The 24,660-nt window shown below is 69.9% G+C and carries 20 protein-coding genes, 1 tRNA gene and 1 pseudogene; 8 read left to right on the forward strand and 14 right to left on the reverse strand.

Features of this window, described 5'->3' with window-relative positions; genetic code table 11:
- Window positions 1-47 precede the first annotated feature (47 nt).
- Window positions 48-866, reverse strand: a complete 819-nt coding sequence (locus ACRX5W_RS13605) for a hypothetical protein (protein ID WP_436788354.1) — start codon at window positions 864-866, stop codon at window positions 48-50.
- A 243-nt stretch (window positions 867-1,109) separates the two neighbouring features.
- Between ACRX5W_RS13605 and ACRX5W_RS13610 the strand changes: the two genes are divergently transcribed.
- Window positions 1,110-1,502 (forward strand): hypothetical protein, encoded by a 393-nt coding sequence (locus ACRX5W_RS13610; protein WP_436788355.1) that lies wholly within the window; start codon window positions 1,110-1,112, stop codon window positions 1,500-1,502.
- 334 nt (window positions 1,503-1,836) lie between these two features.
- On the opposite strand, the gene ACRX5W_RS13615 is transcribed toward ACRX5W_RS13610, so the two are convergent.
- Complete coding sequence (locus ACRX5W_RS13615) at window positions 1,837-2,529, reverse strand: endonuclease VII domain-containing protein (protein WP_436788356.1); 693 nt, start codon at window positions 2,527-2,529, stop codon at window positions 1,837-1,839.
- Window positions 2,530-3,277: 748 nt separating this feature from the next.
- Between ACRX5W_RS13615 and ACRX5W_RS13620 the strand changes: the two genes are divergently transcribed.
- Window positions 3,278-3,445 (forward strand): hypothetical protein, encoded by a 168-nt coding sequence (locus ACRX5W_RS13620; protein ID WP_436788357.1) that lies wholly within the window; start codon window positions 3,278-3,280, stop codon window positions 3,443-3,445.
- A gap of 801 nt (window positions 3,446-4,246) precedes the next feature.
- On the opposite strand, the gene ACRX5W_RS13625 is transcribed toward ACRX5W_RS13620, so the two are convergent.
- Window positions 4,247-4,852, reverse strand: a complete 606-nt coding sequence (locus ACRX5W_RS13625; protein ID WP_436788358.1) for a hypothetical protein — start codon at window positions 4,850-4,852, stop codon at window positions 4,247-4,249.
- Window positions 4,853-5,271: 419 nt separating this feature from the next.
- On the opposite strand from ACRX5W_RS13625, the gene ACRX5W_RS13630 reads away from it, so the two are divergent.
- Window positions 5,272-5,853 carry a site-specific integrase gene (locus tag ACRX5W_RS13630; RefSeq protein WP_436788359.1) on the forward strand — a complete coding sequence of 194 codons (582 nt, stop codon included), beginning with the start codon at window positions 5,272-5,274 and terminating at the stop codon, window positions 5,851-5,853.
- A gap of 72 nt (window positions 5,854-5,925) precedes the next feature.
- Here ACRX5W_RS13630 and ACRX5W_RS13635 read toward each other — a convergent pair.
- Window positions 5,926-5,999, reverse strand: a tRNA-Val gene (locus tag ACRX5W_RS13635).
- Window positions 6,000-6,179: 180 nt separating this feature from the next.
- Between ACRX5W_RS13635 and ACRX5W_RS13640 the strand changes: the two genes are divergently transcribed.
- Both ACRX5W_RS13640 and ACRX5W_RS13645 read left to right on the forward strand, forming a co-directional pair.
- Window positions 6,180-7,493 carry a hypothetical protein gene (locus tag ACRX5W_RS13640; RefSeq protein WP_436788360.1) on the forward strand — a complete coding sequence of 438 codons (1,314 nt, stop codon included), beginning with the start codon at window positions 6,180-6,182 and terminating at the stop codon, window positions 7,491-7,493.
- A 314-nt stretch (window positions 7,494-7,807) separates the two neighbouring features.
- Window positions 7,808-8,290 (forward strand): hypothetical protein, encoded by a 483-nt coding sequence (locus tag ACRX5W_RS13645; RefSeq protein WP_436788361.1) that lies wholly within the window; start codon window positions 7,808-7,810, stop codon window positions 8,288-8,290.
- A gap of 1 nt (window position 8,291) precedes the next feature.
- Here the strand turns inward: ACRX5W_RS13645 and ACRX5W_RS13650 are convergent, their stop codons facing one another.
- From ACRX5W_RS13650 to ACRX5W_RS13660, 3 genes and pseudogenes are all read right to left on the reverse strand, one after another.
- Window positions 8,292-9,149 (reverse strand): HAD family hydrolase, encoded by an 858-nt coding sequence (locus ACRX5W_RS13650; RefSeq protein WP_436788362.1) that lies wholly within the window; start codon window positions 9,147-9,149, stop codon window positions 8,292-8,294.
- A pseudogene (locus ACRX5W_RS13655) lies at window positions 9,146-11,820 on the reverse strand (phosphoribosyltransferase). Before ACRX5W_RS13655 ends, ACRX5W_RS13650 begins: the two are co-directional and overlap by 4 nt.
- A gap of 14 nt (window positions 11,821-11,834) precedes the next feature.
- Window positions 11,835-13,166: an HpcH/HpaI aldolase/citrate lyase family protein gene (locus ACRX5W_RS13660; protein WP_436788363.1), complete on the reverse strand. Its 1,332-nt coding sequence runs from the start codon at window positions 13,164-13,166 to the stop codon at window positions 11,835-11,837.
- A 474-nt stretch (window positions 13,167-13,640) separates the two neighbouring features.
- Between ACRX5W_RS13660 and ACRX5W_RS13665 the strand changes: the two genes are divergently transcribed.
- Complete coding sequence (locus tag ACRX5W_RS13665; protein WP_436788364.1) at window positions 13,641-14,933, forward strand: TerD family protein; 1,293 nt, start codon at window positions 13,641-13,643, stop codon at window positions 14,931-14,933.
- A 112-nt stretch (window positions 14,934-15,045) separates the two neighbouring features.
- Here the strand turns inward: ACRX5W_RS13665 and ACRX5W_RS13670 are convergent, their stop codons facing one another.
- The 5 genes from ACRX5W_RS13670 to ACRX5W_RS13690 form a co-directional block, all read right to left on the reverse strand.
- A complete protein-coding gene (locus tag ACRX5W_RS13670; protein ID WP_436788365.1) occupies window positions 15,046-15,732 on the reverse strand; it encodes a TerD family protein in 687 nt (228 codons plus the stop codon).
- Between the two features lie 141 nt (window positions 15,733-15,873).
- Entirely contained in the window at window positions 15,874-17,034 is a 1,161-nt protein-coding gene (locus ACRX5W_RS13675; RefSeq protein ID WP_436788366.1) for a DUF475 domain-containing protein, read from the reverse strand.
- A 114-nt stretch (window positions 17,035-17,148) separates the two neighbouring features.
- Entirely contained in the window at window positions 17,149-17,727 is a 579-nt protein-coding gene (locus ACRX5W_RS13680) for a TerD family protein (RefSeq protein WP_436788367.1), read from the reverse strand.
- A gap of 208 nt (window positions 17,728-17,935) precedes the next feature.
- Entirely contained in the window at window positions 17,936-18,511 is a 576-nt protein-coding gene (locus ACRX5W_RS13685) for a TerD family protein (protein ID WP_436788368.1), read from the reverse strand.
- A 165-nt stretch (window positions 18,512-18,676) separates the two neighbouring features.
- Window positions 18,677-19,135, reverse strand: a complete 459-nt coding sequence (locus tag ACRX5W_RS13690) for a peroxiredoxin (RefSeq protein WP_436788369.1) — start codon at window positions 19,133-19,135, stop codon at window positions 18,677-18,679.
- Between the two features lie 160 nt (window positions 19,136-19,295).
- On the opposite strand from ACRX5W_RS13690, the gene ACRX5W_RS13695 reads away from it, so the two are divergent.
- Window positions 19,296-20,264, forward strand: a complete 969-nt coding sequence (locus tag ACRX5W_RS13695) for a maleylpyruvate isomerase N-terminal domain-containing protein (protein WP_436788370.1) — start codon at window positions 19,296-19,298, stop codon at window positions 20,262-20,264.
- A 293-nt stretch (window positions 20,265-20,557) separates the two neighbouring features.
- On the opposite strand, the gene ACRX5W_RS13700 is transcribed toward ACRX5W_RS13695, so the two are convergent.
- Window positions 20,558-21,004, reverse strand: coding sequence for a DUF3052 domain-containing protein (locus ACRX5W_RS13700; RefSeq protein ID WP_436788612.1), 447 nt, complete (start codon window positions 21,002-21,004; stop codon window positions 20,558-20,560).
- Window positions 21,005-21,186: 182 nt separating this feature from the next.
- On the reverse strand, window positions 21,187-21,420 hold the full coding sequence (locus tag ACRX5W_RS13705) for a DUF1918 domain-containing protein (RefSeq protein ID WP_436788371.1): 234 nt from the start codon (window positions 21,418-21,420) through the stop codon (window positions 21,187-21,189).
- A 433-nt stretch (window positions 21,421-21,853) separates the two neighbouring features.
- Between ACRX5W_RS13705 and aceE the strand changes: the two genes are divergently transcribed.
- Window positions 21,854-24,619, forward strand: a complete 2,766-nt coding sequence (aceE, locus tag ACRX5W_RS13710; protein WP_436788372.1) for a pyruvate dehydrogenase (acetyl-transferring), homodimeric type — start codon at window positions 21,854-21,856, stop codon at window positions 24,617-24,619.
- Window positions 24,620-24,660 lie beyond the last annotated feature (41 nt).

Genomic DNA, 24,660 nt, shown 5'->3' on the forward strand with positions numbered 1-24,660 from the left:
CGGGTGAACTCCCCCGGGCACGCGTCCGCATGTCACGCCCCCTCGGGTCACATCGGTGTCGCGGGAGACGCCGCCGCACCCAGGACGCGCTGCATCTTGTCCAGCGCGGTCAGGTAGACACTCTCCGCCAACTGGCCGTCCGCCGAACCGACCTGCGTGTACGTGTACACCAACTCGACGCTGCCCAGCGCCTCGAAGACCAGGAAGCCGGTGACCACGGAGTCGAGGTGCATCCCGGTCATCGACACCGCGACCGCGTCCGGCCTGCCGATGTCCATCGGGGTCACCGTCATCGTGACCGTTTCACCGTCGGTCCCGCGCACGCCGATCGCGTCGCACGACGCGAGCGCTTCGCGGAACTGCGCGTGGGCGCGCTGCACTTCGTTCGGCTCGGCGCCGTACAAGGCCTGCGAGACCAGGACGTCCGTCGCGGTGAACTCGACCTCCGGCGGGTCCTGTTCGTCACCCGGTGCGGTAGCGGCGTCCAGGGCCGGGCAACCCGACTCTCGCTCGCCACGCGGCGGGGGCGCCTGCGGGGAGCGAAGGAACATCGTGCCCATGTCGGCCTCGTCGAGCAATGCGAGTTCCAGTGACTCCCGAGGCGGCACGTCCCCGGGTTTCGGCGGCTCGGGGGGCGGCTCGGGCGTTTGGGCGGGCGCCTGCACCCGGTTCTGTGTCAAAGCGTTCGCGGTGAGTGACCCCGGTGGCCCGGCACCCGCGTGCGCGACACTTCCCACCGTGCCGACGACTCCCATCGCCGCCACCGACGCGGCCACCACAGCGGTCCGCGCTCTCGCCCGCGTCCGCGCGGAACGCCCGGAACCGGAGCCCTTCCCGGTCACAGCACTGGTTCTGACAGCGGTCATCGAAGGCCTCCGATCGTCCCGACGCGCGCCGATCGCACGGACCGCGCAGGCCAGGAGACACCGACTGCGGAACACCGCCCACCCCCAGCGTCCCGCTGAACCGCCCAGACCGCACCTCGCGCCGCCCCCGCGCTCCGTACGCACCGGCGAACTCCCGGTTTCGGCCCGCCGATCGGTCGTCCGCCGAACCGTCCGAAGGGGACTTCAGGATGCGGACAGCGATCAACCGATTACGCTGAATGCATGACCGAGACCGAGCATCGGATACCGCTTCGTGCGTCGTTTCGGAAGCCGACCGGCGCAGTGATCCTGGTGGGCGAATGGCGCCAGCACCACCCCGAGGCCGCACGCGGCTGGGTCCGCGCCTACAGCTTCCTGCTGACCGCGTCCGCCGAACCCTCGAAGACGTGGGCCATCAGGTTCCGCCTACCCGACACGACCCGGGCGCGGATCAATCCGCAACAGAGCTTCACGCGCTTCCACATCGTCCGCGACGGCCCCGAACTCTTCGAGATCGCCGCCCGCCCCGGCCACCTCCCCCTCCCCGGCGGCACACTCGCGGTCGACCTCCAACTCCTCCACCCGGCCCCCGACTTGGCCGGCCCCCCGAACCTCCTCGACCTGGAGTTCACCTGACCCCCGGCCCCCGGCGCTACACCCCACCGCCCCCGGAAGGCACACCCAAAAACCCCGTTCGTAACCGGACATTTCCCCACCACCCCCCGCGCCTCCGCACCCCCGACACGAGGGATCCTCCCCGCCCGCCCCACATGACACCTGGGCGCCCACACATCACGAGCTGCAAGTCACCGCCCCCACGGGCATGTGTGCGCCGCCCACCTCGACACGCCGTGCAGTACGGGACGTCAGGAATGTGGATACCCCACTCCTGTTCGGCGAGCGAACCCGACCGGGCACAGAGCTCTCGCACACCAGCCGTGCGGAGCAAGGGAGGAACCGCCCTGATCAGCTACTGGGAGGCGTGCCGCTCGAGGTACGCCGCAGCGGCACGCAGGAGTTCCGGACTGTCGCGGAACTTCCCAAGTCCGTGATTGCACGCATTGCACAGCAGGGCGCGGACGCATTGGCCACACGATTCGGCAGAGTCCGGACAGCAGCTGTGGTCATGGTCAATGGACAGCGAATATCCGGTGTCATCAGCCCTCTTGCAGATGGCGCACACGTCCCCTTGGTCCGCCAGCATCTGGGCGTACCGCCCGCGGGGCATCCGGTACAGCGTCTTGCGCTGGCTATCCTGTCCGCAGCTTCGGCAGTGACCCTGCAGACCATCCGGGGCGCTGGCGAGCCGGGTGAACATGCTCGTGTGAAGCCAAACGAGGCAGGTGCGGCACTGCTTCTCGCCCCGCTCGTTCCGATCTGTCGGCTTAGCCTCGCGCCGGTCCGGCAGCGGAGTCAGATCGCGGCCTACATTGCGCTGCCAATTGTGGCTCGCACACAAGCCCTTGCTTATGTACTTCCGCGTGCAGCCGGGGAATTCGCACTGCCGGGCCTCCAGCGCCGCGCTGCCGTGCACACGAAGTGCCGCCCCAGGGCCTGTGTCTCCGTGGCGCTGCCACCGTTGGTAGTGCATCGCGCACCACCCCCGGGAGCGTACGCGGATAGGGCGATTGCAGCCCCCGACGGTGCAGGTAAGCCCGTCCATTCCATTCCCCCCGAGATGCCGTTCACCAACCCGAAGTGAGGTATCTGACGGCCAGTTCCCGTTCGCCTGAAGCTGGAGCCCCAGCCTGAGATCGATCGGCAACCCGTTATTCGGCCAACGCAGTTCGTCGTAGGTAGCCTTGCCGCTCCGTGGACGACTCAGCGTAACTACGAGTACTGGGAGGCTGTCAATTTTGGGATGTCACTTCGGGCGTTCCTAAAACGGCAGTTCCCGCGCCTCGCCGAACGCTTCAGCAAACCGGCGGCCGGACGCCACGGGCTTAGTGTCGATCAAGACGACTTCGAACCTGCACCACACGGACCTATGGACGGACGCGCAAATCGACGCGCTGATCAGGCTCGACGTGCGGCTGCACCATCCGCACGGCATCCCGCTGCGGAGATGCCGCACTGCGGAGGGATTCCGGGTTCGGCCATCACTCGCTGCACCGAGCATTCTCAACGCTGGGCACCGCCTACCCCGGGGCGGTCCGAACCCGGCATTCCGCAAAGTGGTTTCCCCGAAATCATCCGTCCCGCGCAGGGCGGTCCGCTGCCGTATGCCCCGTCTGCTCCCGGCCCCAAGGAGAGCCGTTCAAGCGAGCGTTGTAGAGGAGGAGTCTCTGCTGTCGGGGTTTCGACCCGGTGGTGACCTTGTTCAACGTGGTCGACGTGCCGGACTCGCTCAGTGTGGGCTGCGACATGGGCAACTGCAAAGTGAGGGTCGACGCCTTCACCAACTCCGGTGGATGGCGGTGCTTGCGACCTCGGACGTGTTCGACAACCAGAACCTGGCGTGGTGGCCGCTCCCGGCCGACGTCCGGAAGATCGCCGTGAAGCGCGTCCCCCGCCAGGACGGCGACACCGCAGACAGCGTCCCGGCCGTGGCCACACTCAAGTACAAGCCGGTGGTGTGACGTGTGGTCGAACGCTTCCCGGACGGCCGCGGTCGAGCGGTCACCCCCGACACCCGCACGAGCCCTCGTACCGGCTTGAGCACACAGCGCCGAGACGAAAAATCACCTCAGTCCACGCTGCCACCGCCGACACTGGGCGTCGCTCCGCCGCCGGCAACGCCTGCGGCAACAGACGAGGCGCGAACGCGCCGGACGAAGTTGGGCGGACTCTGACCTGGTGTTCACCACTAGGACGGGTCGCCCGGCGGAGAGGCGCAACGAACTTCGTTTGACCGCCTGACCGCTGCCGCGAACCTGCCTCGCATCCGCGTGCACGACGCCCTCAGGCCCGGACGCGCACGGCGCGGCGACCCTCCTGGCTGTCGGCGACGTCCATCCTCGCGTGGCGATGGAAATCCTCGGACACAGCAAAATCAGCGTGACGACGGATGTCTACACGCACGTACCAGACGCGCTGAAGCGCGAGGCCATCGCACACATGGACCGGTTGCTCCGCCGTCGACGCTGACCGACCCGTTGATGTCGAAAACAGATGAAGAAGCCCCGAAGCAAGATTGCTTCGGGGCTTCTTCACACGTGGGCACAGACAGACTCGAACTGTCTACCCTGCTTGGTAAGTTCGGACTGACCGCCCTGCTGCGGCCTGTTACTACGCTGGTATGCAGCTACACCGACGGATGACTGTTCGCGCATATCCGCGCTGAACCGAGCCCGTTGGTTTCAAACGGTGATGTCACCGGGGGGCGGCCTTCGTGCCCCTACCAGTCGGCGTTCAGCCGGTCAGCGGGGTGCTTGCCGCACTCATGTCTGCCGGTCCCCCTCGTCCATCAACTCGTCCAGAGCCTCACGTGCGCGAGGAACGAAACGCCGCTTCATGTCCTCCACGAGACGCGCCGTTTCTGCAGCCGAGGAGCGAAAGCGATCCTTCTGCTCGTTACTCAGCGGCCCTTTGCTCAGTTCCATAAGGTAATCAATGGGCGGGTGGATGTGCCGATCGACGGCCTCTGCGTATTCAGCAGCAGCCTGCGCCACACCGGTGGGCCCTTCGAGTTGAACCGTGTTGGCTGCTTGCAAAGTTGCCCGTACTGCGTCGATGGCTGCACCGCGCAACATGTCATAGCGAGCCTGGTCGTAGGGCTCCAGGGTTAGCCGTGCCAGTTGCCAGATGGCTCCCTCCGCTTCATGCGCCGCATCCATCAATGCCTGGTAGGCAGCTTGTCGGCGATCCCTGCGCCACTTCCGGTGCTCAATCCGCAGTTCACGAAGCTGGGTGCGATCTTGTGCGGCCTCTTGGCGTATCTGCTGTCGCTCCAAAGCTTCGTTGTTCCGCCGCTCAGTCCGTGCGGTCACAAACGCCGTCAGTCCGCTGCCCAGGAGCGTGCCGACGATCGCAATGGCCGTGGTCATCCAGGCACTCGTCACAAGGAGATTATGAGGCAACGCCTCATACGCATCGGGATCATCGGCACAAAGCCGTGCTCTGTGTGAGCAACCCTCTGCTGCAGTGTTTCGCTCGAACGAGGGTCGACGGTCGTAGCCGTGATGCCTGCTGGTCAAGTCCCGTTGGCTGCGGACGACTTCCGCCGGTCGGTGGGGGTCCGCCGTGACCGGCGGCCACGCCGCACGCGCGGCGGGGCCCCGGCCGGCCGAGCGGTGGCGCGCCGCTCGCGGCGCGCCCTTGATTCACATCCGCCTCCACCTGGTGCCGCACCTTGGCAAAAAGACCTTGGAGAAGTTGAGCGTCCGAGACGTCCGGTCGGCCCTCGTCGCGGTCGAGAAGCAGACCACCGCGGCCACCGCGGACGCTCGAACAGACCTTGGCCTTCATGCTGACCGCGCGCCGTGACCCGCTCTACGCCGCGTTCATGCTGGCCGTGGGTCTCGGGCTCCGTCGCGGTGAGCTGGTCGGCCTGCGCTGGCAAGGCGTCGACCTCGACGCGCGCACGCTCCGGGTCCACCGGCAGCGCCAAAGCGTAGGCGGCGACAACTACGAAGCGGAGACGAAGAACCGGCGTCGGCGTACGTTGCCGCTGCCGGCGCTGTGCGTCGCTCCCCTGCGCTGGCAACGCCTGCGGCAACAGGCCATGCGCGAACGCGCCGGAGGGGACTGGACGGACTCTGACCTGGTGTTCACCACTCGGACGGGGCGCCCGATCGAGGGCCGCAACGTGCTCCGGTCGTTTCACCGCCTGGCGGCTGCCGCGAACCTGCCCCGCATCCGCGTGCACGACGCGCGACACGGCGCGGCAACCCTCCTCGCCGTCGGCAACGTGCATCCTCGCGTGGCCATGGAAATCCTCGGCCACAGCAAGATCAGCGTGACGATGGATGTCTACATGCACGTACCCGACGCACTGAAGCGCGAGGCCATCGCGCACCTTGATCGGATGCTCGGCCGTCGACGCTGACCAACCCCCGTTGATGTCGAAAACAGATGTCAGACGCCCCGAAGCAAGATCGCTTCGGGGCTTCGTCACAGGTGGGCACAGACAGACTCGAACTGTCGACCCCTGCTTTGTAAGAGCAGTGCTCTAACCAACTGAGCTATGCGCCCGTGGCGGACAGCGTACCGAATCGGGGTGGGCGCGCGTGCACGCGTTTCGGGGTGGGGGCGGGGGCTGTGGGCGGGAGCCGCGGTGTCGGGAGGGACCTGGGAGGATGGGGACGGAGTCTGCGGGCGGCGACGGGAGCTGGAGTGGCACTCGGGGCGGTACGGCACCGGATCGGTTCTGGGGTGGCTGTGCTGTGGCCGGGGGCGGTGGTGCTGCCGGTGTTGGTGTCGGTGGTGGCGCCGCAGGCGTTCGCGGGGGGAGAGACGCGGCCGTGGCGGCGGCGCCGGGAGGCGGCGCGGGCTGCGGCGGCGACCGCGCGGGAGGCGGCGGGCGAGGCGTTTCTGCGGCTGGACACCGCGCAGCGCGACCTGCGGATCTCGTTGGAGACGGTACGCGCTGTCGAGCCGTCGGAGGCGAGCGAGGACGCGCTGCGGCGGTTCGCGGCGCTGAGCGACCGGGTGGACGAGGCCAGTGCCGCGTACATCGCGGCGATGGACCGGCACCCGCTGGACGCGGAGGACCTGGAGACCGCGTCGTACGAGACCGCCCGGAGCGAACTCGACACCGTGGCCCGGCAGCTGGACGAAGTCGGTGTGGAACTCGACCGGTTCGCCGAGACGGTCGGCCCGATGATCGCGCGCGCGGACGCGGCTCTCGCGCAGTTGCCGCCGAAGACCGAGCAGGCTCGGCAGGCCGTGCGTGCGGCGGTCGCGGCGGCGGAGACCGCGCTGCGCGAGGGGGTCGCCCCGGCGTCGTACGAGCGCAAGGCCGCCGAGTTGCAGGCCGAGCTCGCGGAGTTGGAGAAGGGCGCGGCGGTGCACGGCGTCGCGGGGACGATCGCCTTGGCGGTGCGGGTGACCGAGACCGCGCAGGCGCTGTACGAGGAAGCCGACCGGTTGCCGCGGCTGCGCGACGATGTGACGCGGCGGCTCGCGTCGCTGCGTACGCGCGCGCAGGCGGTCTCCTCCCGGGCGGACAACCTGGAGCCGGCGTTGAGCCGGTTGCGCAAGGGCTACAGCGCCGCCTGCTGGACGGATCTGGAGGGTTCCGGGCAGACCGTCGCCCGGAATGTGGAGGTCGCCGAGGCCCGTCTCGACGAGGCCGCGGCCGCGATCACCGCGCGGGAGTGGGCGGACGCGGTCAGCCGCCTGGCGACCGCGCGAGCCGCGCTGGGCAATGCGGACGACGCGATGGCCGCGGTCCACGACAGGCTGCGGGACCTCGACGAGGTCGCCCGCGACCCGGGGGCGGAGATCGAGCGGACGCGGTTCGCGCTGCGGGACGCGCAGCGGCTCGCGGTCGGGGGTCGCGCGGCTGCGGAGGAGAAGTACGCGCGGAGCCTGGACGCCCTCGTCTTCCGGTTGGAGGCGGTCGGGGAGGATGCGGACGCGCCGCATCCCGACTGGTGGCGGTTCCTGTCCGAGACTCGGGGGATTCGCCGCGAGATCAGCCGTATCGTTCAGCAGATCCGCGACGACCGGGCGAGCGGTGCCTGAACGGCGTCCGACTGACGCACACGTGTGGATCGTGATTTTCGCCACATCGCGATGACCGCCGAATCAGGACAAAGCACACGGAAACTTCGCCCCTGCGTAGAGGTTCGGCCACACCCTGTGACGGTCGGGGCCCTCTGGTCTATGAGCTCGTGACCGATCCCCCGATGGGACGTTTAAAGTCGTCAGGACTGCGGTAGACCAGGGCCCCTTCTCCGGAGCCCTGCCCAGGGGCACGCTCCCCTGCGCCGCGTGACCGCGCCCTACGGGCCGTACCGCGTCTGCCGGCACGGCCGCGACACTCCGGGAACAGGCCCATGCCCGTGAACCTCATGCCGATGCTCGCCTTCGTGGCGCTCGCCGTCGCCCCCTGTGTCGCCGCGCTGCGCCGCACGCCGAAGGCCGACGGCGGCCACGACATCCCCCTGCACGCGTCCGATCTGCACGAGGTGCGGCGCATGCTGCACACGGCGTACGAAGAGGAGCGCGACCTCCTGCACGAGCAGGCGGTGCGCTGGCTCCACTCGCTCGGCCGCGCGCCCCTGCGCGTCACCGACGCCCACCCGGCGCCGCGCGGTTTCGGCGGGGACACGGTCGTGCTGAGCGACGGCACCGTGCTGTGCCTGTCGGACGCCGGCGACGCCATCCACGAACTCGTGTACGCCCTCGACCGGTTCACCGAGGTGGCGCTCACCCGCGTGCGGGCCGCCCGGGACGGTTTCGAGCTGACGTTCGACATCGAGGGCCGGGCGGTGCACGCGAGCGCCGAGCTTCTGACGGTGCGCGGCGCGGACGTCTGACTCAGGCGCCGGCCCCGGCCGCGTCGAGCAGCCAGGCCAGGATCTCCTCGCCCGCGCGCACGCCCGCCAACCGCGTCGCGACCACGTGCGGCGCGGTCCAGTCGGTGTCGGCGAGTTCGCCGTGCGCGGGCCGGATTCCCGCGTCGGCGGCGAGCAGCAGTTCGATGTCGAGCAGCGAGTCGCCGGCCGCGAGCACCGTCCGGGCCCCGGTGCGCGTGCGAACCTCGTCGACCGCGGCGCCCTTGGTCAGCGCGGCCGGCACGAAGTACAGCTTGCGGCCCTGGAGCGACACCCCGAAGCCGCGCTCCGCGGCCCACCCGGTCAGTTCCTCGACGAGCCCGGCGGGAACCCGGTCGCGTTCCAGCACCAGGTAGGTGAACAGGTCTTCCGCGACACGCAACTTGCGCGTCCACAGCGGGTCCGTGACCGCCTCCAGGTGCGCGACGACCTCGGCGAGCGGCGCCGACTCCTCCGCGACGCGCTTGCACACGCCCGCGTGCCAGTCCTCGTCGGTCCGGCCGTCGACGAGGATGTGTCCGCCGTTGGCGCAGATCGCATACCCGGGCACGGGGCCCGGCAGGGCGATGCGCAGGTATTGCTCGCGGGTGCGCGTCGTGGTCGGCACGAGCAGCGCGCGCGCCGCGAGTTCCGCGATCCGCGCGGCGGATGTGCCGGTCAGGAACGAGATCGGCTCGCCGTCGTAGATCTCGACGCACTCCAGCTCCGGCGGCTCCTCCCCCGGGCCGAGACCCAGACGGGCCGCGGCCCGGGAGTAGATGAGCGTGCGGTCGAGGTCGCAGGCGGCGACCACCGGCCCCGCGGCGGGGCGGTCGAGGGTGTCCGGCCGGGCGTTCGTCACGTGGCTCCCTTGTCGCGGCGGAATCCCGGCTTGACCAACCCGACGCAGGAGTACGGCAGTTCGTCGACGTCGACGACCTCCACCCCGCGCTGGTCCGCGAGCATGCGGACGTGGTCGAGCTCGGTGCCGACACCGCGGCGCGCGAGGATCTTCCACGGCACGCGGCGCAGCAGGACCCGCGTGGTCTCGCCCACGCCGGGTTTGATCAGGTTGATGTCGTCGATCGCGTGTTCCTCGCCGATGCGCTCGACCGCGCGCCACCCCGCCCATGTGGGCCGGCGGTCGGATGCGGCGAGCGCGGGCCACTCGCGCGACACGGCGTCGGCGACGTCGGGGAAACGCGCGCTGACGCTGTCGAGGAAGAGGTTCGAGACGTCCGCGTCGGCGAGTTCGCGGTAGAACTTGGCGCCGTGGAAGTCGTCCGGCCCGATCAGCCCGGCACGCAGCACAGTGCGCGAAACCAGGCCCGAGACGGTCGAGTTGAGGCACGCGGACGGGATCAGGAAGTCGTCGCGGGTGCCGTACGTGGTGACACAGGCGCCCGGATCCGCGAGCACGGCGAGCTCGTCGGAGAACCGCAAGCCCGTGGTGTCCGCAAACTCGTCGAGCGCGGCGGTGAGTTCGCGGGTGATCGCGCCCTTGCCGGTCCAGCCGTCGACGAACATCACGCGCGAGGGGTCGTACGCGCGGGCCAGCCAGCGCAGCGCGACCGAGTCGATGCCGCGCGCCCGCACGATCGAGACCGAGTAGTGCGGCAGGTCGAGGCCGTGCGCGTACTGCGCCCACCGGCGCATCAGGATGCCGACCGGGGTGCCCGCGCGGGCCAGCGACACCAGCACCGCGTCGCGTCCGCGCTCGGCGAGCACGATCTCGGTGACCACGCCGACCGCGTGTGCGAGCCGGGCCGCGGACTGTTCGAGCGCGGTCTGGAACAGCGCCTGGTACTCGGCCGAGGGCTGGAACTCGATCGGCAGCGACTCGGCGTAGTGGGCGCCGCCGTGCTGGATCGCTTCCTCCCGCTCTTCGAGCGGGGCCTCCAGGTCGACGTCGGACAGGTCCTTGAGCAGCCAGGCGACCTCGTCGGCGCGGTAGGAGGAGAACGCCGGGCCCACCAGCGGCTCGGGCAGCTTGCCGGTGTCCCGGGTGTCCCGAACACCCCGGCCTTCTTGCGTGTCCTGCGTGTCCTGCATGTCCCGTGCGTCCCGGACTGTCATCGGACCACCTCGGAGTCGAATACCGGCGGCTGGGTGGACGGCGTCGGCACGTGGCTGGGCAGCACGACCAGCACGACCCGGTCCGTCACGCGGGCGAGCGCGTCGAGCAGCCCGCCGGGCGCGTGGAGCGCCGCCGTGTCGGCGGCGGAGTCCACGACCGCGACGATCGCCTCGAAGCGCCGCGCGGGATCGGTCCCCGGGTCGACGTTGTACGCGAACCGGTCCCCCGGCCCGTCGCCGGGGTCGTCGTGGGCGGGGAACGCCAGGCGCGTGCGGATCGCGTACCCGGGGTCGTCGACCGCGAGGACCGGCGACCGGGTCGTGGTCGAGTAGCGGACCTCGGGGCGGACCTGGGCGAACGCGGGCGCGGCCGTCGCGTCGGCGAGCGCGCGGGCGAGGCGCAGCGGGACGTACATCAGCTCCTCGAAGCCGAGCACGAGCACCCGCCGGGCCCCGACGATCTGTGTGGCGAGTTGCTCGCCGAGCAGCGGGAGCGCCTTCTCCAGGGCGCGCTGGTGTTCGGGGGTGAACCCGTGCCGGCCGCCGTCGGGCAGCCCCGAGGGCCAGTCCAGGACGAGCCGCACGACGGGAGCGTGTTCCGGCCCTTCCGCCGGTGTGCCCGGTGCGCGGGCGGGCCCGTCGACGGGTTGCCGGGCCTCCTCGTCCGCGACGAGGGCGGCTCCGCGCACGAGCGCGTCGTGCGGGAGCTCGACGGTGCCGGACGCCAGCGCGACGATGTCGACCCGCACGCCGAGGCGGGCCGCGAACGCCTGTTGCGCGAGCCGGTCGGCGGGGGTGCGCACGTCGATCAGCGCCGCGATCACGTACCGGGCCCGGGGTGCGAGCCGGTGGACGGCCTCGATGGTGTTGAGCACCGTGCGGCCGGTGGACAGTTCGTCGTCGACGAGGACGAGCGGGCCGCCGCCGGCGAGCATGCCCGGATCGGCGGGCAGCAGCAGGTGCGACGTCGCGTGCGAGTGCTCTTCCTCGAAGCCGCCGAACGGCTCGACACCGGCGACCGGGCGCCGCGTGGAATGCAGGTAGGTCGCCCCGGGCAGCGCCTCGGCGACGCAGTGGCCGAGGCCGGTCGCCGTCTCGGCGTACCCGATCACCACGGGCGCGTCCGGAGGGTCGCCCAACGTCTCGCGGACGCGGCGTCCCAGTTCGAGCCCGGACTCGTGCACGACGCGCGGGAGCTGCGGCACGTGCTTGCCGAGCACGGTGGAGACCAACAGGTGGGCGCGACGGGGGTTCCGGCGCAGTGCCAGTCCGACGAGGCCTTGCAGCTCTGCGGTGGCGTCGCTTCCGTACGGTGCGCCGCGTGTGGCGACGTCGGTGGATATGCGGGGGCCTATGCCGTCCTCCGACGTGCCGAGGCGCACGCCGAGCCGCCGGGCGACCCAGGCGCCCGACCATTCGGCGGGGCGTGGGGCTCCGGTGACCTGGCTACCTGTCACGGCGTTGTTCGTCTTCACTCGCTGCCATATCCGTTTCGCGGCGCGCGTCCGGCGTACCGTGCGGGGCCGCCGACCGCCTCGCCGCCCTGATCGTCGAGGCGCGCGGCCACCGCCGCCGCCCTGGCCACCCGGGCGGCCTGGTCGCTGTCCGCCTTCGCCGACGGCCCGCCCTGCGCCGACGCGGACGCCGCGAGAAGTTCCACGAAGCTCACGTCCTCCGCCGCGACCCCGAACGCCCCCGCGCGCCGCATGACCGCCTGGGCCCAGGCCCGGTGCGGCTTCACCTCGTTCATCTTGTTCGTGTACGCGGACCGCAGGACGCCGCCGCCCGCGGCACTTTCCGCGAGGATGTCGGACGCGTCGCAGAACTCCTCGTGCGTCACCACCGACATGGCGTGGATGACCGCGACGTGGGTCGGGTGGATCGCCGTCTTGCCGAGCAGCCCGTTGGCCTTGTCGAGCTCCAGTTCGCGGATCAGCCCGTCGAGGTCGGCGGAGATCAGCCGGGAGCGCAGCGCCACGGCCACGTCCGGGTCCTCCGCCTCGGCGAACGGCGACCGGCGCAACTGCGGCTTGAACAGGCGCTCGCCGGCGGGGAAGTACTCCCACACCGGGCCGGAGATCACAAACCCGGTGCCGTCCGAGCGGCCGAAGACGTTGACGATGTCCGCGATCAGATCCGCGACAAGGTGCACGTCGTACGCGGTCAGGTCCCGGGATCGGCGCAGCGCGTACGCCGACGCGAAGTCCGTCGCCCCTATCCGGACCGCGAGCACTTGTTCCCGGTGCGCCGCGATGAGGGCGGACAGGTCGATCAGCATGCGCCGGCGGTATTCGAGGTACGCCAGCGACGGCGACTCCAGCACCGGCATGGCGAACAGCCTGCGCCCGCCGACCACATGGGCCTCATTGAGTGCCTTGAGGTAGCGGACGCCGTTGTCCGGCTCGAACTTCGGCATGACGAAGCCGGTCAGGACGGACAGCGCGGGCCCGAGGCGCTCGGTCAGGTCGGTGATCTGGTCCGGAGTGCGTACCCGGACGAACAACAGCGGCCCTTCGGCGCCGGTGGCGGCGTATGCGTTCAGTTGCTCGATCAGGTTGCGCTCGCCCAGTTCGACGTCGCGGTCGTCGATCGAGTCTTCGAGGCACAGCACCATCGACGTCACCCCGCGCGCGGCCTGCTTGGCGATGTCGGCGGCGAGCGTCGGGCGGGTGGCGGGGCTGTAAAGCGTCGCGCCGAGGGCCGCCGCGAGAACGGCGGGCTCGGAATCTCGGGTGAAATCCTGGGGCGGACGGTGGAACAGGTGCTGCAGCTCCCGGTCGTCCAGGAATGCGAAGTGGCGCATCACGTTCCCCCTAGCTGTCGAGTTTTCCGGTCCGGGCGCGTCCCCCGCGCGCATTGCCCTGCGGTTGCTGGGACCTGTTTCGCGCCCTTGGGCGCGGTCGCGCCCAACCGGGGAGACCCGGCAGGCACACATACGGTAACCGAAAAGCAAAATGAGAGAAGATCCGTCCGGACGCATGTGCGAGACGTTCACGGGCTTGTCACAGGCGCGTCACAGGCGGTCCGTCCCGCTGCCTCTTGACTCCGGACGCGGTGAAACACCAGGCCACAGCGGGCGACGCGGGGTTTCGCCTACGCAGGGTGATGGCTGAAAACCTCTGAGCAACGAGAGCGGGCCGGAATCGCGCTTTTCGGATATTCGCATACGCCGGATATCCCCGGCCAAACGGCCCGGGCTCACTGGGTGGCCGCACAGCGCGGATCACGGCGGCGCCCGCATTGAGCGCCGGGCGTTCGAGCGGGCAGGATGTCGTCCATGACGCAGGTGATGACCAAGGGCGCGAACACGGTCCTGGGCGCGGATTCGGTCCGGGTCGTCCTGGAGTGGCGCACCGGACCGGGGGTGCCGGACATCGACTGCTCCGCACTCCTGCTCGCCGAGAACGGCCGTGTGCGCAGCGACGCCGACTTCGTGTTCTACAACCAGCCCCGGCACCCCTCGGGCGCCGTCGTGCACGGCGACAAGGTCGTCGCCTCCTCGGGCTCCTCGGACGCCTTCCGGGTGGACGTGAAGAGCCTCGAACGCGGCATCGCCAAGGTCGTGGTCGCCGGATCGGCCGACGGCGGGCTGGTCGCCTCGGTCCCGGACCTGATCCTGCGGGTCTTCGACGCGGTCAGCGGACGCGAGCTGCTCAACTTCCCGGTCACCGGCGCCACGACCGAGACCGCGTTCGTGTTCGGCGAGATCTACCTGCGCAACGACCAGTGGAAGTTCCGTGCGGTCGGCCAGGGCTACGACTCCGGACTGGCGGGTCTGGCCATGGACTACGGCATCAACGTCGACGACGAGGACGCACCGCCGCCCCCGACTCCAGCCCCTGCCCCTGCGCCGGCCGCGTCGCCCGTCCCGGCCCCGGCCGCAGCCGCGCCGCGCCCGCCCGCACCGGCGCCCACCGCCTCCCCCGCACCCGCCGCGGCCTCCGGGCCCGCCGGCGCATCCTCGCCGTGGCCCACACCGGCACCGACCACCGCGGGCCCGTCCGCGGCGCCGCCCCCCGCCGCGCCGCCGGCCGACATCCCGCGCCGCCCGGCGGGTCCCGTCTCCGCGCCCCCGCCCGGCGACCTCGCGCCGACCGCGCTGATGCCGATGAGGCTGCCGGACGACCCGCCGCCGCTGCCCGTCTCGCCCACGAACCACCCGGCGGCCGAACCGCAGGCGCCGTACGGCGGTGCCACCATCCCGCCGCCGCCCGGCCCGAACACACCGGTGGGCGGATCGGGCCTCCCGCATCCGCACACCCCCTCGCCCGGCCACCAGCCGGAGGTCCCGGCCTCGGCGGCGTCGGGTCCCGCCGGAACCGCACCGACACCACCCGGGGTCATGCACACGCCGCCGGGCGGTCCGCAGTACGCCGTCGGCCCGGGAAGCCACCAGCCGCCGTCCGGCCACTCCCAGCCCGGCATGTCCGGCCAACCGGGGCAGCCCGGCGGCGCCGCGCACCCGCACCCCGTTCCGGGCCCCCACTCCGCTCCCGGCCCCCACCCGGCTCCGCCCGCACCGCCGACCCAGTGGCTGAACTCCCCTCCGCAAGGGCCGCAGTTCCAGTAGCCGAAGAAGCCGGTGGGGCCGCCGGATCACGCGCGTCCCCACCGGCCCCGTCAGGTGCCGCGGCGGGAGTGTCGCCGCACCCCGCAGCCGCGCACCGAGAAGTGCACGGGTGTCACTTGTAGCCGCGGGCCCAGACCAGCCCCCAGCCGTACGCCCGGTCCAACTCGGCCTGGAAGCCGTCGATGTAGCGCACGAGGCGGCGTACCGTGATGTCGTCCCCGGTGTTCTCCACGAGCGCGACCGCGCACGTGCGCGCGCCGGCGGAGCGTTCGTCGAGGCGGACCTCGATCGGGCGTCCGGCGTTGGGGAAGAGGCTGACGACGCCGTTCGCGTGGTCGAAAGCGGGGGTGCCGTCGTAGATGTAGACGAAGATCAGCAACCGCTTGATCAGACGTGTCTGATCGAGGTTGATGAACATCGTCTCGCCGGACGCCGACCCCGCCCGGTCGTCGTGGTCGAGGCGGATGTACGGCGCCTGGTTGAAGTCGCCGTAGAGGTTGCCCAGGGCCTGGACGACGCCCTTGGAGCCGTCCGAGAGCTCCCACATGCAGCCGAGGTCGAGGTCGATCTTCTGCGGCAGCGGCGGCGGCTGGACCTGCATCGGGCGGAACAGTCCGCCGCGCGGTCTGGCGGGAGGCTCCTCGTAGAACTGGTTCCAGTTCAGGTTGACCCGCAGCGTCCCGGTCGCCGACCCCTGCTCGGTCAACGACACTTCCGGCGTGCTGCGCGTCAGCGTGACCTTGTGGCTCCCGGCCTCCGGTTCGCCGACCAACCCCTGCTGCCGACCGAACAACGGCATCGTGCCCTCCCCGCCGTGCCACCACCGCACTCCGTGACGGTGCTGGCACAAAAATAGCCGTACCGCACGCAACTGCGTGAGCGGTGCGTGCGGTACGGCTTGTCGGATCGTTTCGCCGCCTTGCGTCAGGCGGGTCGTCGATCAGACCTTGACTTCGACTTCCGCGTCGGAACTCTGCCCGCCCGATCCGGGTTCGTGGCCCACCCTCTTGTTGCGGATCACCGACGAGGCGAACGCCGCAGCGATCAGCAGGACGCCGATGAGGCCGGTGACGACCTCGTTGACGTGCGTGCCGATGGTCAGGAGCAGGATGGCCGCCAGGGCGCCGATCGCGTAGTGGGCACCGTGCTCCAGGTAGACGTAGTCGTCCAACGTGCCCTTGCGGACGAGGTACACGGTCACCGACCGGACGTACATCGCGCCGATACCGAGACCGAGGGCCATCTCGAAGATGTCGTTGGTGATGGCGAACGCGCCGATGACACCGTCGAACGAGAAGGACGCGTCGAGGACTTCCAGGTAGAGGAAGAGGAAGAACGCCGCCTTGCCGGCCAGGCCGACGAGTTGGACGTTGCCGTTGCGCTGCGACGCCGGGGCCTTCTCCTCACCGGCCTCTTCGCCGTCCTCGTCCTCGTCTTCGTCTTCGAGCTTGTTCTCGAAGTAATCGGACAGGCCGCCGACGATGAGATAGGTGATGAGACCCAGCAGACCCGAGATCAGGACGGTCGCGGTCTTGTCCGCCGTCTCGTGATCCCCGACGAGCGCTTCGGCTCCGGCCGTGGTCGCGGTGATGAGCAGCGCACCGATCGCAATGAGGACCGACAGCACGTCGAGCTTGCCGAGGCGTGCGAGCGGCTTCTCGATCCACGAGAGCCAGGTGTGCTCCCGTTCCTCGAAGATGAAGTCAAGGAAGATCATCAGCAGGAAGATGCCGCCGAACGCCGCGATGGACGGATGCGCGGCGGTGACAAGGCGTTCGTATTCGTCCTTGTCGTTGATCGCCAGGTCGATCGTTTCGATCGGGCCCAGTTTCGCGGTGATGCCGACGATCAGCAGCGGGAACACCAGGCGCATGCCGAACACGGCGATGAGGATGCCGATGGTGAGGAAGATCTTCTGCCAGAAGGCGTTCATCTTCTTCAGCACGCTGGCGTTGACAACCGCGTTGTCGAACGACAAGGAGATTTCCAGGATGGACAGGATCGCGACAACCGCGAAGCCCTCCCACCCCCAAAAAATGAAGGCCGCGACCAAGCCGATCACCGTGACGGCGAACGACCAGCCGAATGTACGGAGCAACACGGGGCGAGAGTCCCTTTCGATCCAGTCGGACGTGCGTAACGAAGCGGGCCGGATTTCGTCCTCGGAAACGGCAGAGGGTCGGTCACCGCGGCAACCGACCCTCGACCGGACCGATCACTGCACGCTGACGCCGAAGTCCAAAGCGATGCCCCGCAGCCCCGAAGCGTACCCTTGGCCTACTGCGCGGAACTTCCACTCCCCCTGGTAACGGTAAAGTTCTCCAAAGATCATGGCTGTCTCGCTTGACGCGTCTTCCGTCAGGTCGTAGCGAGCAAGCTCGTTGTTGTCGGCCTGGTTGACGATCCGGATGTAGGCATTGCGGACCTGGCCGAAGGTCTGCCCGCGCGTCTCGGCGTCGTAGATCGACACCGGGAAGACCACCTTCTCGACGTTCTGCGGAACGAGCGTGAGGTCCACCAGCAGAACCTCGTCGTCGCCCTCCCCTTCACCGGTGAGGTTGTCGCCGGTGTGCTCCACCGAACCCTCAGGGCTTTTCAGGTTGTTGTAGAAGACGAAGTAGTCATCGCCCAGCACCTTGCCCGCACCGCCGCACAGCAGAGCACTGGCGTCCAGGTCGAACGCCGCGCCCGTGGTGGCGCGCGCGTCCCAGCCCAGACCCACCAGCACGGCGGTCAGGTTCGGTGCGGCCTTGGTCAGCGAGACATTGCCGCCCTTGGCGAGGGTGACCCCCATGTATTCCTCCTGCTTCGGCTTAAAGTCCCCGAACGAAGCCTAGTCAGCCGCCACATGCCGCGTCTTCATCCCGGAAGACCTCGTGCGCACGCAAGGGATTTCCCTCCCACGAAGCCAGAACGCCCGCCGGCATACGGCCGACGGGCATCCCGTGTGTGGTACGCGTCTTCAAGCGGCGGCCGGGAATTCCCGAACCACTGATTGTTCGTCAGACGTTGACGCCGAAGTCCTGCGCGATGCCGCGCAGACCCGACGCGTAACCCTGACCGACCGCGCGGAACTTCCATTCCGGGCCGTTGCGGTAGAGCTCGCCGAAGACCATCGCGGTCTCCGTCGAGGCGTCCTCGGTGAGGTCGTACCGCGCGAGCTCGTTGTTGTCGGCCTGGTTCACGATGCGGATGAACGCGTTGCGGACCTGGCCGAACGACTGCTGGCGGGTCTCCGCGTCGTAGATCGACACGGGGAAGACGATGCGCTCCACCTCGGCGGGGACGGAGGCGAGGTTGACCTTGATCGCCTCGTCGTCGCCCTCGCCCTCACCGGTGAGGTTGTCGCCGGTGTGCTCCACCGAGCCGTCGGGGCTCTTGAGGTTGTTGAAGAACACGAAGTGCCCGTCCGACAGGGTCTTCCCGCCGGCGTTGAGCAGAATCGCGCTGGCGTCGAGGTCGAAGTCCTGACCGGTGGTCGTGCGGACGTCCCAGCCCAGGCCGACCAGGACGGCCGTGAGGCCCGGGGCCTCCTTCGACAGGGAGACGTTGCCGCCCTTGCTCAGGCTGACTCCCACGAGTCCTCCATAAGATCGTGGAGCTCGCCCGCAGGGGCCGGGCTCCGGAATTTGCCGTTACGGCTGGACAACGATCCGATCCTAGTCACGAGTTCCTGCCGCCGCCGTGATCCCGCGGCGACCGGAAACATTCCGCCGGGACGGGCCCGGGAAAGGCCTGTGGGATCAGAGAGCGCCGAGGGCCTTGACGTACTCGTTGAGGTCACGCGCGTCGGGCAGCCCGTTGACGATGTTCCACCGCACGACGCCCTCCTTGTCGATGACGAAAGTGCCGCGCACCGCGCAGCCCTTCTCCTCGTTGAACACGCCGTACGCCTTGGCGACCTCACCGTGCGGCCAGAAGTCGGACAGGACCGGGTACTCCAGGCCCTCCTTCTCCGCGAACACCTTCTGGGTGAACATCGAGTCGCACGAAACCGCGAGGAGTTGGACGTTGTCGTTCACGAACGTCGGGAGTTCGTCGCGCAGCGCGCACAGCTCGCCCGTGCACACCCCGGTGAAAGAGAACGGGTAGAAGAGCAGGACGACGTTCTTGTCACCCTGGAAGTCCGAGAGCTTGACGACGCTCCCGTGCTGGTCCTTCAGCTCGAAGTCGGGGGCCTTGCTGCCGATCTCGACGGCCATGGTGCGTCCTTTCGACCAACTGCGATGTGACGGGTGCCGTGCCCCGGTGGGGCTTCACCGGCCACAGTCTGTCATCCGCCGGTTCACCGCACCGGACCCCGGTGGGGGCCGTGCCGGGGCGGTCGCATGGGGCGAAACCGCCCAGGGAAGGATGGAGCGCATGTCGACGACCGCACGGCAGCACGAACCGCCGGAGCCGTCCGCCGCCGGGCAGCCGTCCGGCGCCTGTGCCGGGCCCGCACGAGGAGCGGCGTCGGCGCCCGTCCCCGACCAGCGCGCCCGCGCCCTCGCCGCGTGGGACGCCTTCCGCGCCCTCGCCGCCGCGATCGACCCCGACGCGCCGTCGCGCCTGCCCGGCTGGACCGGCCGGGACGTCGTCGTCCACCTCGCCTCGTGGCCCGAGGAGCCGCTCCTTGCGCGCCTCCTCGACGAGGCCCGCGGAACGCGCCCGATCGACGCGGACCCCCGCGACCAGGACACCGCCAACGCTGCCCTCGTCACGGCGCACCGGGACGCGACCCACGGCATGCTGCTGAACGCTTTGGACGACGGCCGCGCCCGGCTCGACGAGGCCTTCTCCGCCGCGGTCGACGAGGGCATCGGCCTGGCCCCGACCGGTTCCCAGGTCGGTCCCGTCCCCCTGCTCACCCAGCTCGGTGCGATCGCCTACGAACTCGCCGTCCACGCTGCCGACTTGGTGCCCTGCGGCGCGCCGCCGGCCCCCGCGCAGCTCACCGACGCCGGTCTGCTCGCCCTCACCGACACCGCCGGGGCCCTCGCCGCCCGCCACGGCCTCACCGCGGGCGCCGCGCTTGTCGTCCCGTCCGGCGGCTGGTCGTTCGGCGCGGCCCACGGCGGCTGGACCGTCGCCCCGGCCGACACCGCCGCCCGGAAAGCGCCTGCCGTACGCGCCCGCTCCGCCGCCGTCCTGCTCGACGCCTCCGCCGGCCGCCGCGCGGTTCCGGCACTGCTGCTGGCGCGCGAACTGAAACTCGACAACATCGCCGGCCTCCTGGCCCTGGCTCCGCTCCTGGACCACGTCCCCGGCCTCCCCGGCGGCCCCGCCCTCAAGATCGCCGCCGGCTGGCTGAACGGTGTCGGCCGCGCTCTGACGCGCCTCCAGCGCTGAGGGGGCGACCGCCGCGCGGCGGTCGCCGCGCGCTCACACGCGGCCGAGCAGAGGACGGGCGCGACCCGCGAGGCGGCGGCGATCAGGTGTGGCCCGGCTTGGGGCCTGTTCGTTCCGCGCTGTGGCGCCGAACGCGGAAAGGCGCGGGAGCCGTGTGGCGAGAGGTTCTCGCCGTGGCTCCCGCGCCCTGGGGCCGGTGGACCGGACCGTTGCCCGCGGTCCTGGTCCGGGTGTTGCTCTGCTGTCTGTCTCCTCACCGCGGCGGCCGCGCCTGCGACCGCCCGCGGTGGCTGCTACTTGCGTCCGCCGCTGCGGACCGCCTTCGGGGCGACCAGGCGGGTGCCGGACCAGTCCTTGGCGACAGCGGTGGTGGTCGTTCCGGTGAGGCCGGCCGTGGGGGCCGATTCACCGATCTCGCTCGGCTCGACGTAGCCTTCACGGCCCGTCTTGGGGGTCAGCAGCCACACCGTGCCGCCGTCCGTGAGCGTGGTCAAGGCATCCATGAGGGCTTCGACGAGGTCACCGTCGCCCTCCCGGTACCACAGGATGACGACGTCGGCGACGTCCTCGTCGTAGTCCTCGTCCACGAGTTCGTTGCCCGTGACGCCGACGATGGCCTCGCGGAAATCCTCGTCGCAGTCGTCGTCGTAACCGAGCTCCTGGACCACTTGTCCGGGCTGGAACCCAAGCCGCGCAAGCGGGTTGGACCGTTCCTCCGCGTGGTCCGCGGTCGCGCTCACGAAGTAACCTCCCATGTTCGGCCCCGCCTTGTGCCGGAGCTGTGGCCGTAGTCCACACGCGCCGGGCTTTTCGCGCAAGTACCCAGGTCACGCCGCTGCCCAAACACCCCTGGGGGGAGGGAAGTGCCGTACGACCCGGCCGCGTGCCCGGCGTGTGGCGGGTGCGGGCCGGCTGTCCCGGGCTACCAGCCCCGGCGCCGGCGCGCGGACATCGAGGTCACGACCGGGCCCTGCTCCGTCGCCTGGACCTCGGCGTCGGGGCCCGGGAAGATCAGCCCGGTGTGCCCGTCGTCGAAGCGGACCACGTACGGCGGGGTCCCGTCGGGGCCGCGCACCTCAAGAATCTCGCCGGTGCGGTCGGCGCGGCCGACCTGGTTGCCGTGCACCGTGAGCCGGTCGCCGATCGTCGCGTGCATCGGATCTCCTTCCGCCGAGGATGCCCCGCTGTGTTCCCCGTCACGGCATCCGTACTACTCCAGACAACTACGCCGCTGCGGTCCGCGAAAGTGCTCGGGCGTAATCTTCTTAATGGTTCACGGATGCGGATACCCCGCATTCGAGAGCCGCCGCGTGGTTGGTCCGGCGACAGCCGGGCCGAGGGCAACGCCGCCCTGCCGCGGTAGCCGGGAGAGCGAAATACGGATCCACGAGATCGATGCGGCGAGGCCGGGCACGTCCGGGCGCATATCAAGCACCCGCCGGGTCCATTACCGATCGGTAGAGGTGACGTATACGTCCTCCGGGTACCACGATGGAGGCGGCGCGACACCGCTGAGTGGCGGCCGACGTACGGCATGACCGGAGGATTCCGGCATACCGCACCCGGCGATCATCGCGACATCTACCGATATGCGAAGGAACAGCGTGGCATCCGGACGAGAGCGCTTCTCGATCATCAGCGACGGCCTGCCGAGCCAGCTCCCGGACATCGACCCGAGCGAAACCGGCGAGTGGCTTGAGTCACTCGACTCCGTCATCAACGAGCAGGGGCGGCAGCGCGCCCGCTACATCATGCTCAAGCTGCTCGAACGCGCTCGTGAGCGGCAGGTCGGCGTGCCTGCCCTCCGCAGCACCGACTACATCAACACGATTCCGCCGGAAAGCGAGCCTTGGTTCCCCGGCAACGAGGACATCGAGCGCCGCATCCGCGCGTTCGTGCGCTGGAACGCCGCGATCATGGTGTCGCGCGCCAACCGCCCGGGGCTGGGCGTCGGCGGCCACATCGCGACGTACGCGTCTTCGGCCAGCCTCTACGAGGTCGGCTTCAACCACTTCTTCCGGGGCAAGGACCACGGCGAGAGCGGCGACCAGATCTTCTTCCAGGGGCACGCGGCGCCGGGTATCTACGCCCGCGCGTTCCTCGAAGGCCGCCTGACCGAGCAGCACCTCGACGGGTTCCGGCAGGAGCATTCGCAGGCGCCGTACGGTCTGTCCTCGTACCCGCACCCGCGGCTCATGCCGGACTTCTGGGAATTCCCGACCGTCTCGATGGGCCTCGGTCCGCTCGGTGCGATCTACCAGGCGCGGTTCAACCGCTACCTGCACAACCGCAACATCAAGGACACCTCGCGCAGCCACGTGTGGGCGTTCCTCGGCGACGGCGAGATGGACGAGCCGGAGTCGCTGGGCAACATCGGCCTGGCGGCGCGTGAGGAGCTCGACAACCTCACCTTCGTCATCAACTGCAACCTCCAGCGCCTCGACGGGCCGGTGCGCGGCAACGGCAAGATCATCCAGGAGCTGGAGTCGTACTTCCGCGGCGCCGGCTGGAACGTGATCAAGGTCGTCTGGGACCGCTCGTGGGACCCGCTGCTGGCGCAGGACACCGACGGCGTGCTCGTCAACAAGATGAACACCACGCCGGACGGCCAGTTCCAGACCTACGCGGTCGAGTCCGGCGCGTACGCGCGCGAGCACTTCTTCGGCGACGACGCGCGCCTGCGCAAGATGGTCGCGCACCTGAGCGACGACGAGCTGACCAAGCTCGGGCGCGGCGGGCACGACTACCGCAAGGTGTACGCCGCGTTCAAGGCCGCGCGCGAGCACACCGGCCAGCCGACGGTGATCCTGGCGCAGACGGTGAAGGGCTGGACCCTCGGTCCGAACTTCGAGAGCCGCAACGCGACGCACCAGATGAAGAAGCTCACCAAGGCCGACCTCAAGATGTTCCGCGACCGGCTCTACCTGCCGATCTCGGACAAGGACCTGGAGGCCGAACTCCCGCCGTACTTCCACCCGGGCGAGAAGTCCGAGGAGATCGAGTACATGATGGAGCGCCGTGCGGCGCTCGGCGGGACGATGCCGCAGCGCGTGCTGCGCGCCAAGCCGCTCAAACTGCCCGGCGACGAGGTCTACGCGCCGGTCAAGAAGGGCGCGCGGCAGCCGATGGCGACCACGATGGCGTTCGTGCGGCTGCTGAAGGACCTGATGCGCGATCCCGGGATCGGCAAGCGGTTCGTGCCGATCGCGCCGGACGAGTACCGCACGTTCGGCATGGACGCGATGTTCCCGACGGCGAAGATCTACAACCCGCACGGCCAGACGTACGAGGCCGTCGACCGCGAACTCCTTTTGTCCTACAAGGAGTCCACGAGCGGTCAGATGCTGCACGAGGGCATCTCGGAGGCGGGTTGCACGGCGTCGCTGATCGCGGCGGGTTCGTCGTACGCGACGCACGGCGAGCCGATGATCCCGGTGTACGTCTTCTACTCGATGTTCGGGTTCCAGCGCACCGGCGACCAGTTCTGGCAGATGTCCGACCAGCTCGCGCGCGGATTCGTGCTGGGTGCGACCGCGGGCCGTACGACTCTGACCGGCGAGGGCCTCCAGCACGCCGACGGGCACTCGCATCTCCTGGCGTCGACGAACCCGGCGGTGGTCGCGTACGACCCGGCCTACGCGTTCGAGATCGCGCACATCGTCAAGGACGGCCTGCGGCGGATGTACGGCTCCTCGGAGCAGCACCCGCAGGGCGAGGACGTCTACTACTACATGACGGTGTACAACGAGCCGATCGAGCAGCCGGCCGAGCCCGAGGGCGTCGATGTGGACGGCATCCTCAAGGGCCTCTACCTGTTCAAGGAAGGCGAGCCGCGCGAGGGGGCGCTGCGCACGCAGATCCTCGCGTCCGGTGTCGGCATGCCGTGGGCGCTCGACGCGCAGCGCATGCTGGCGGCCGACTGGAACGTCGTCGCCGACGTGTGGTCGGCGACGTCGTGGAACGAGCTGCGCCGCGAGGCCGTGGAGTGCGAGGAGCACAATCTCCTGCACCCCGAGGACGAGCCGCGCATCCCGTACGTGCAGCAGGTGCTGGACGGCAGGCCGGGGCCGGTGCTGGCGGTCTCCGACTGGATGCGGTCGGTTCCGGACCAGATCGCGCGCTGGGTGCCGTCGGACTACGCGAGCCTGGGCACCGACGGTTTCGGTTTCGCGGACACCCGCGGCGCGGCCCGGCGCTTCTTCCACGTCGACGCCGAGTCGATCGTGGTGGGTGTGCTGTCCGAGCTGGCCCGGCGCGGCGAGGTCGACGCGGGGACGGTCAAGAAGGCCATCGACCGCTACCAGATCCTCGACGTGAAGGCGGCGGGCGTCGGCACGGTCGGCGGCGACGCGTAACTCACCGCGAGCCAACCGGACTTCGGGAGGGCCCGGAGCAC

The sequence above is a fragment of the Yinghuangia sp. YIM S10712 genome (assembly GCF_051388935.1).
Classification (GTDB): Bacteria; Actinomycetota; Actinomycetes; order Streptomycetales; family Streptomycetaceae; genus Yinghuangia.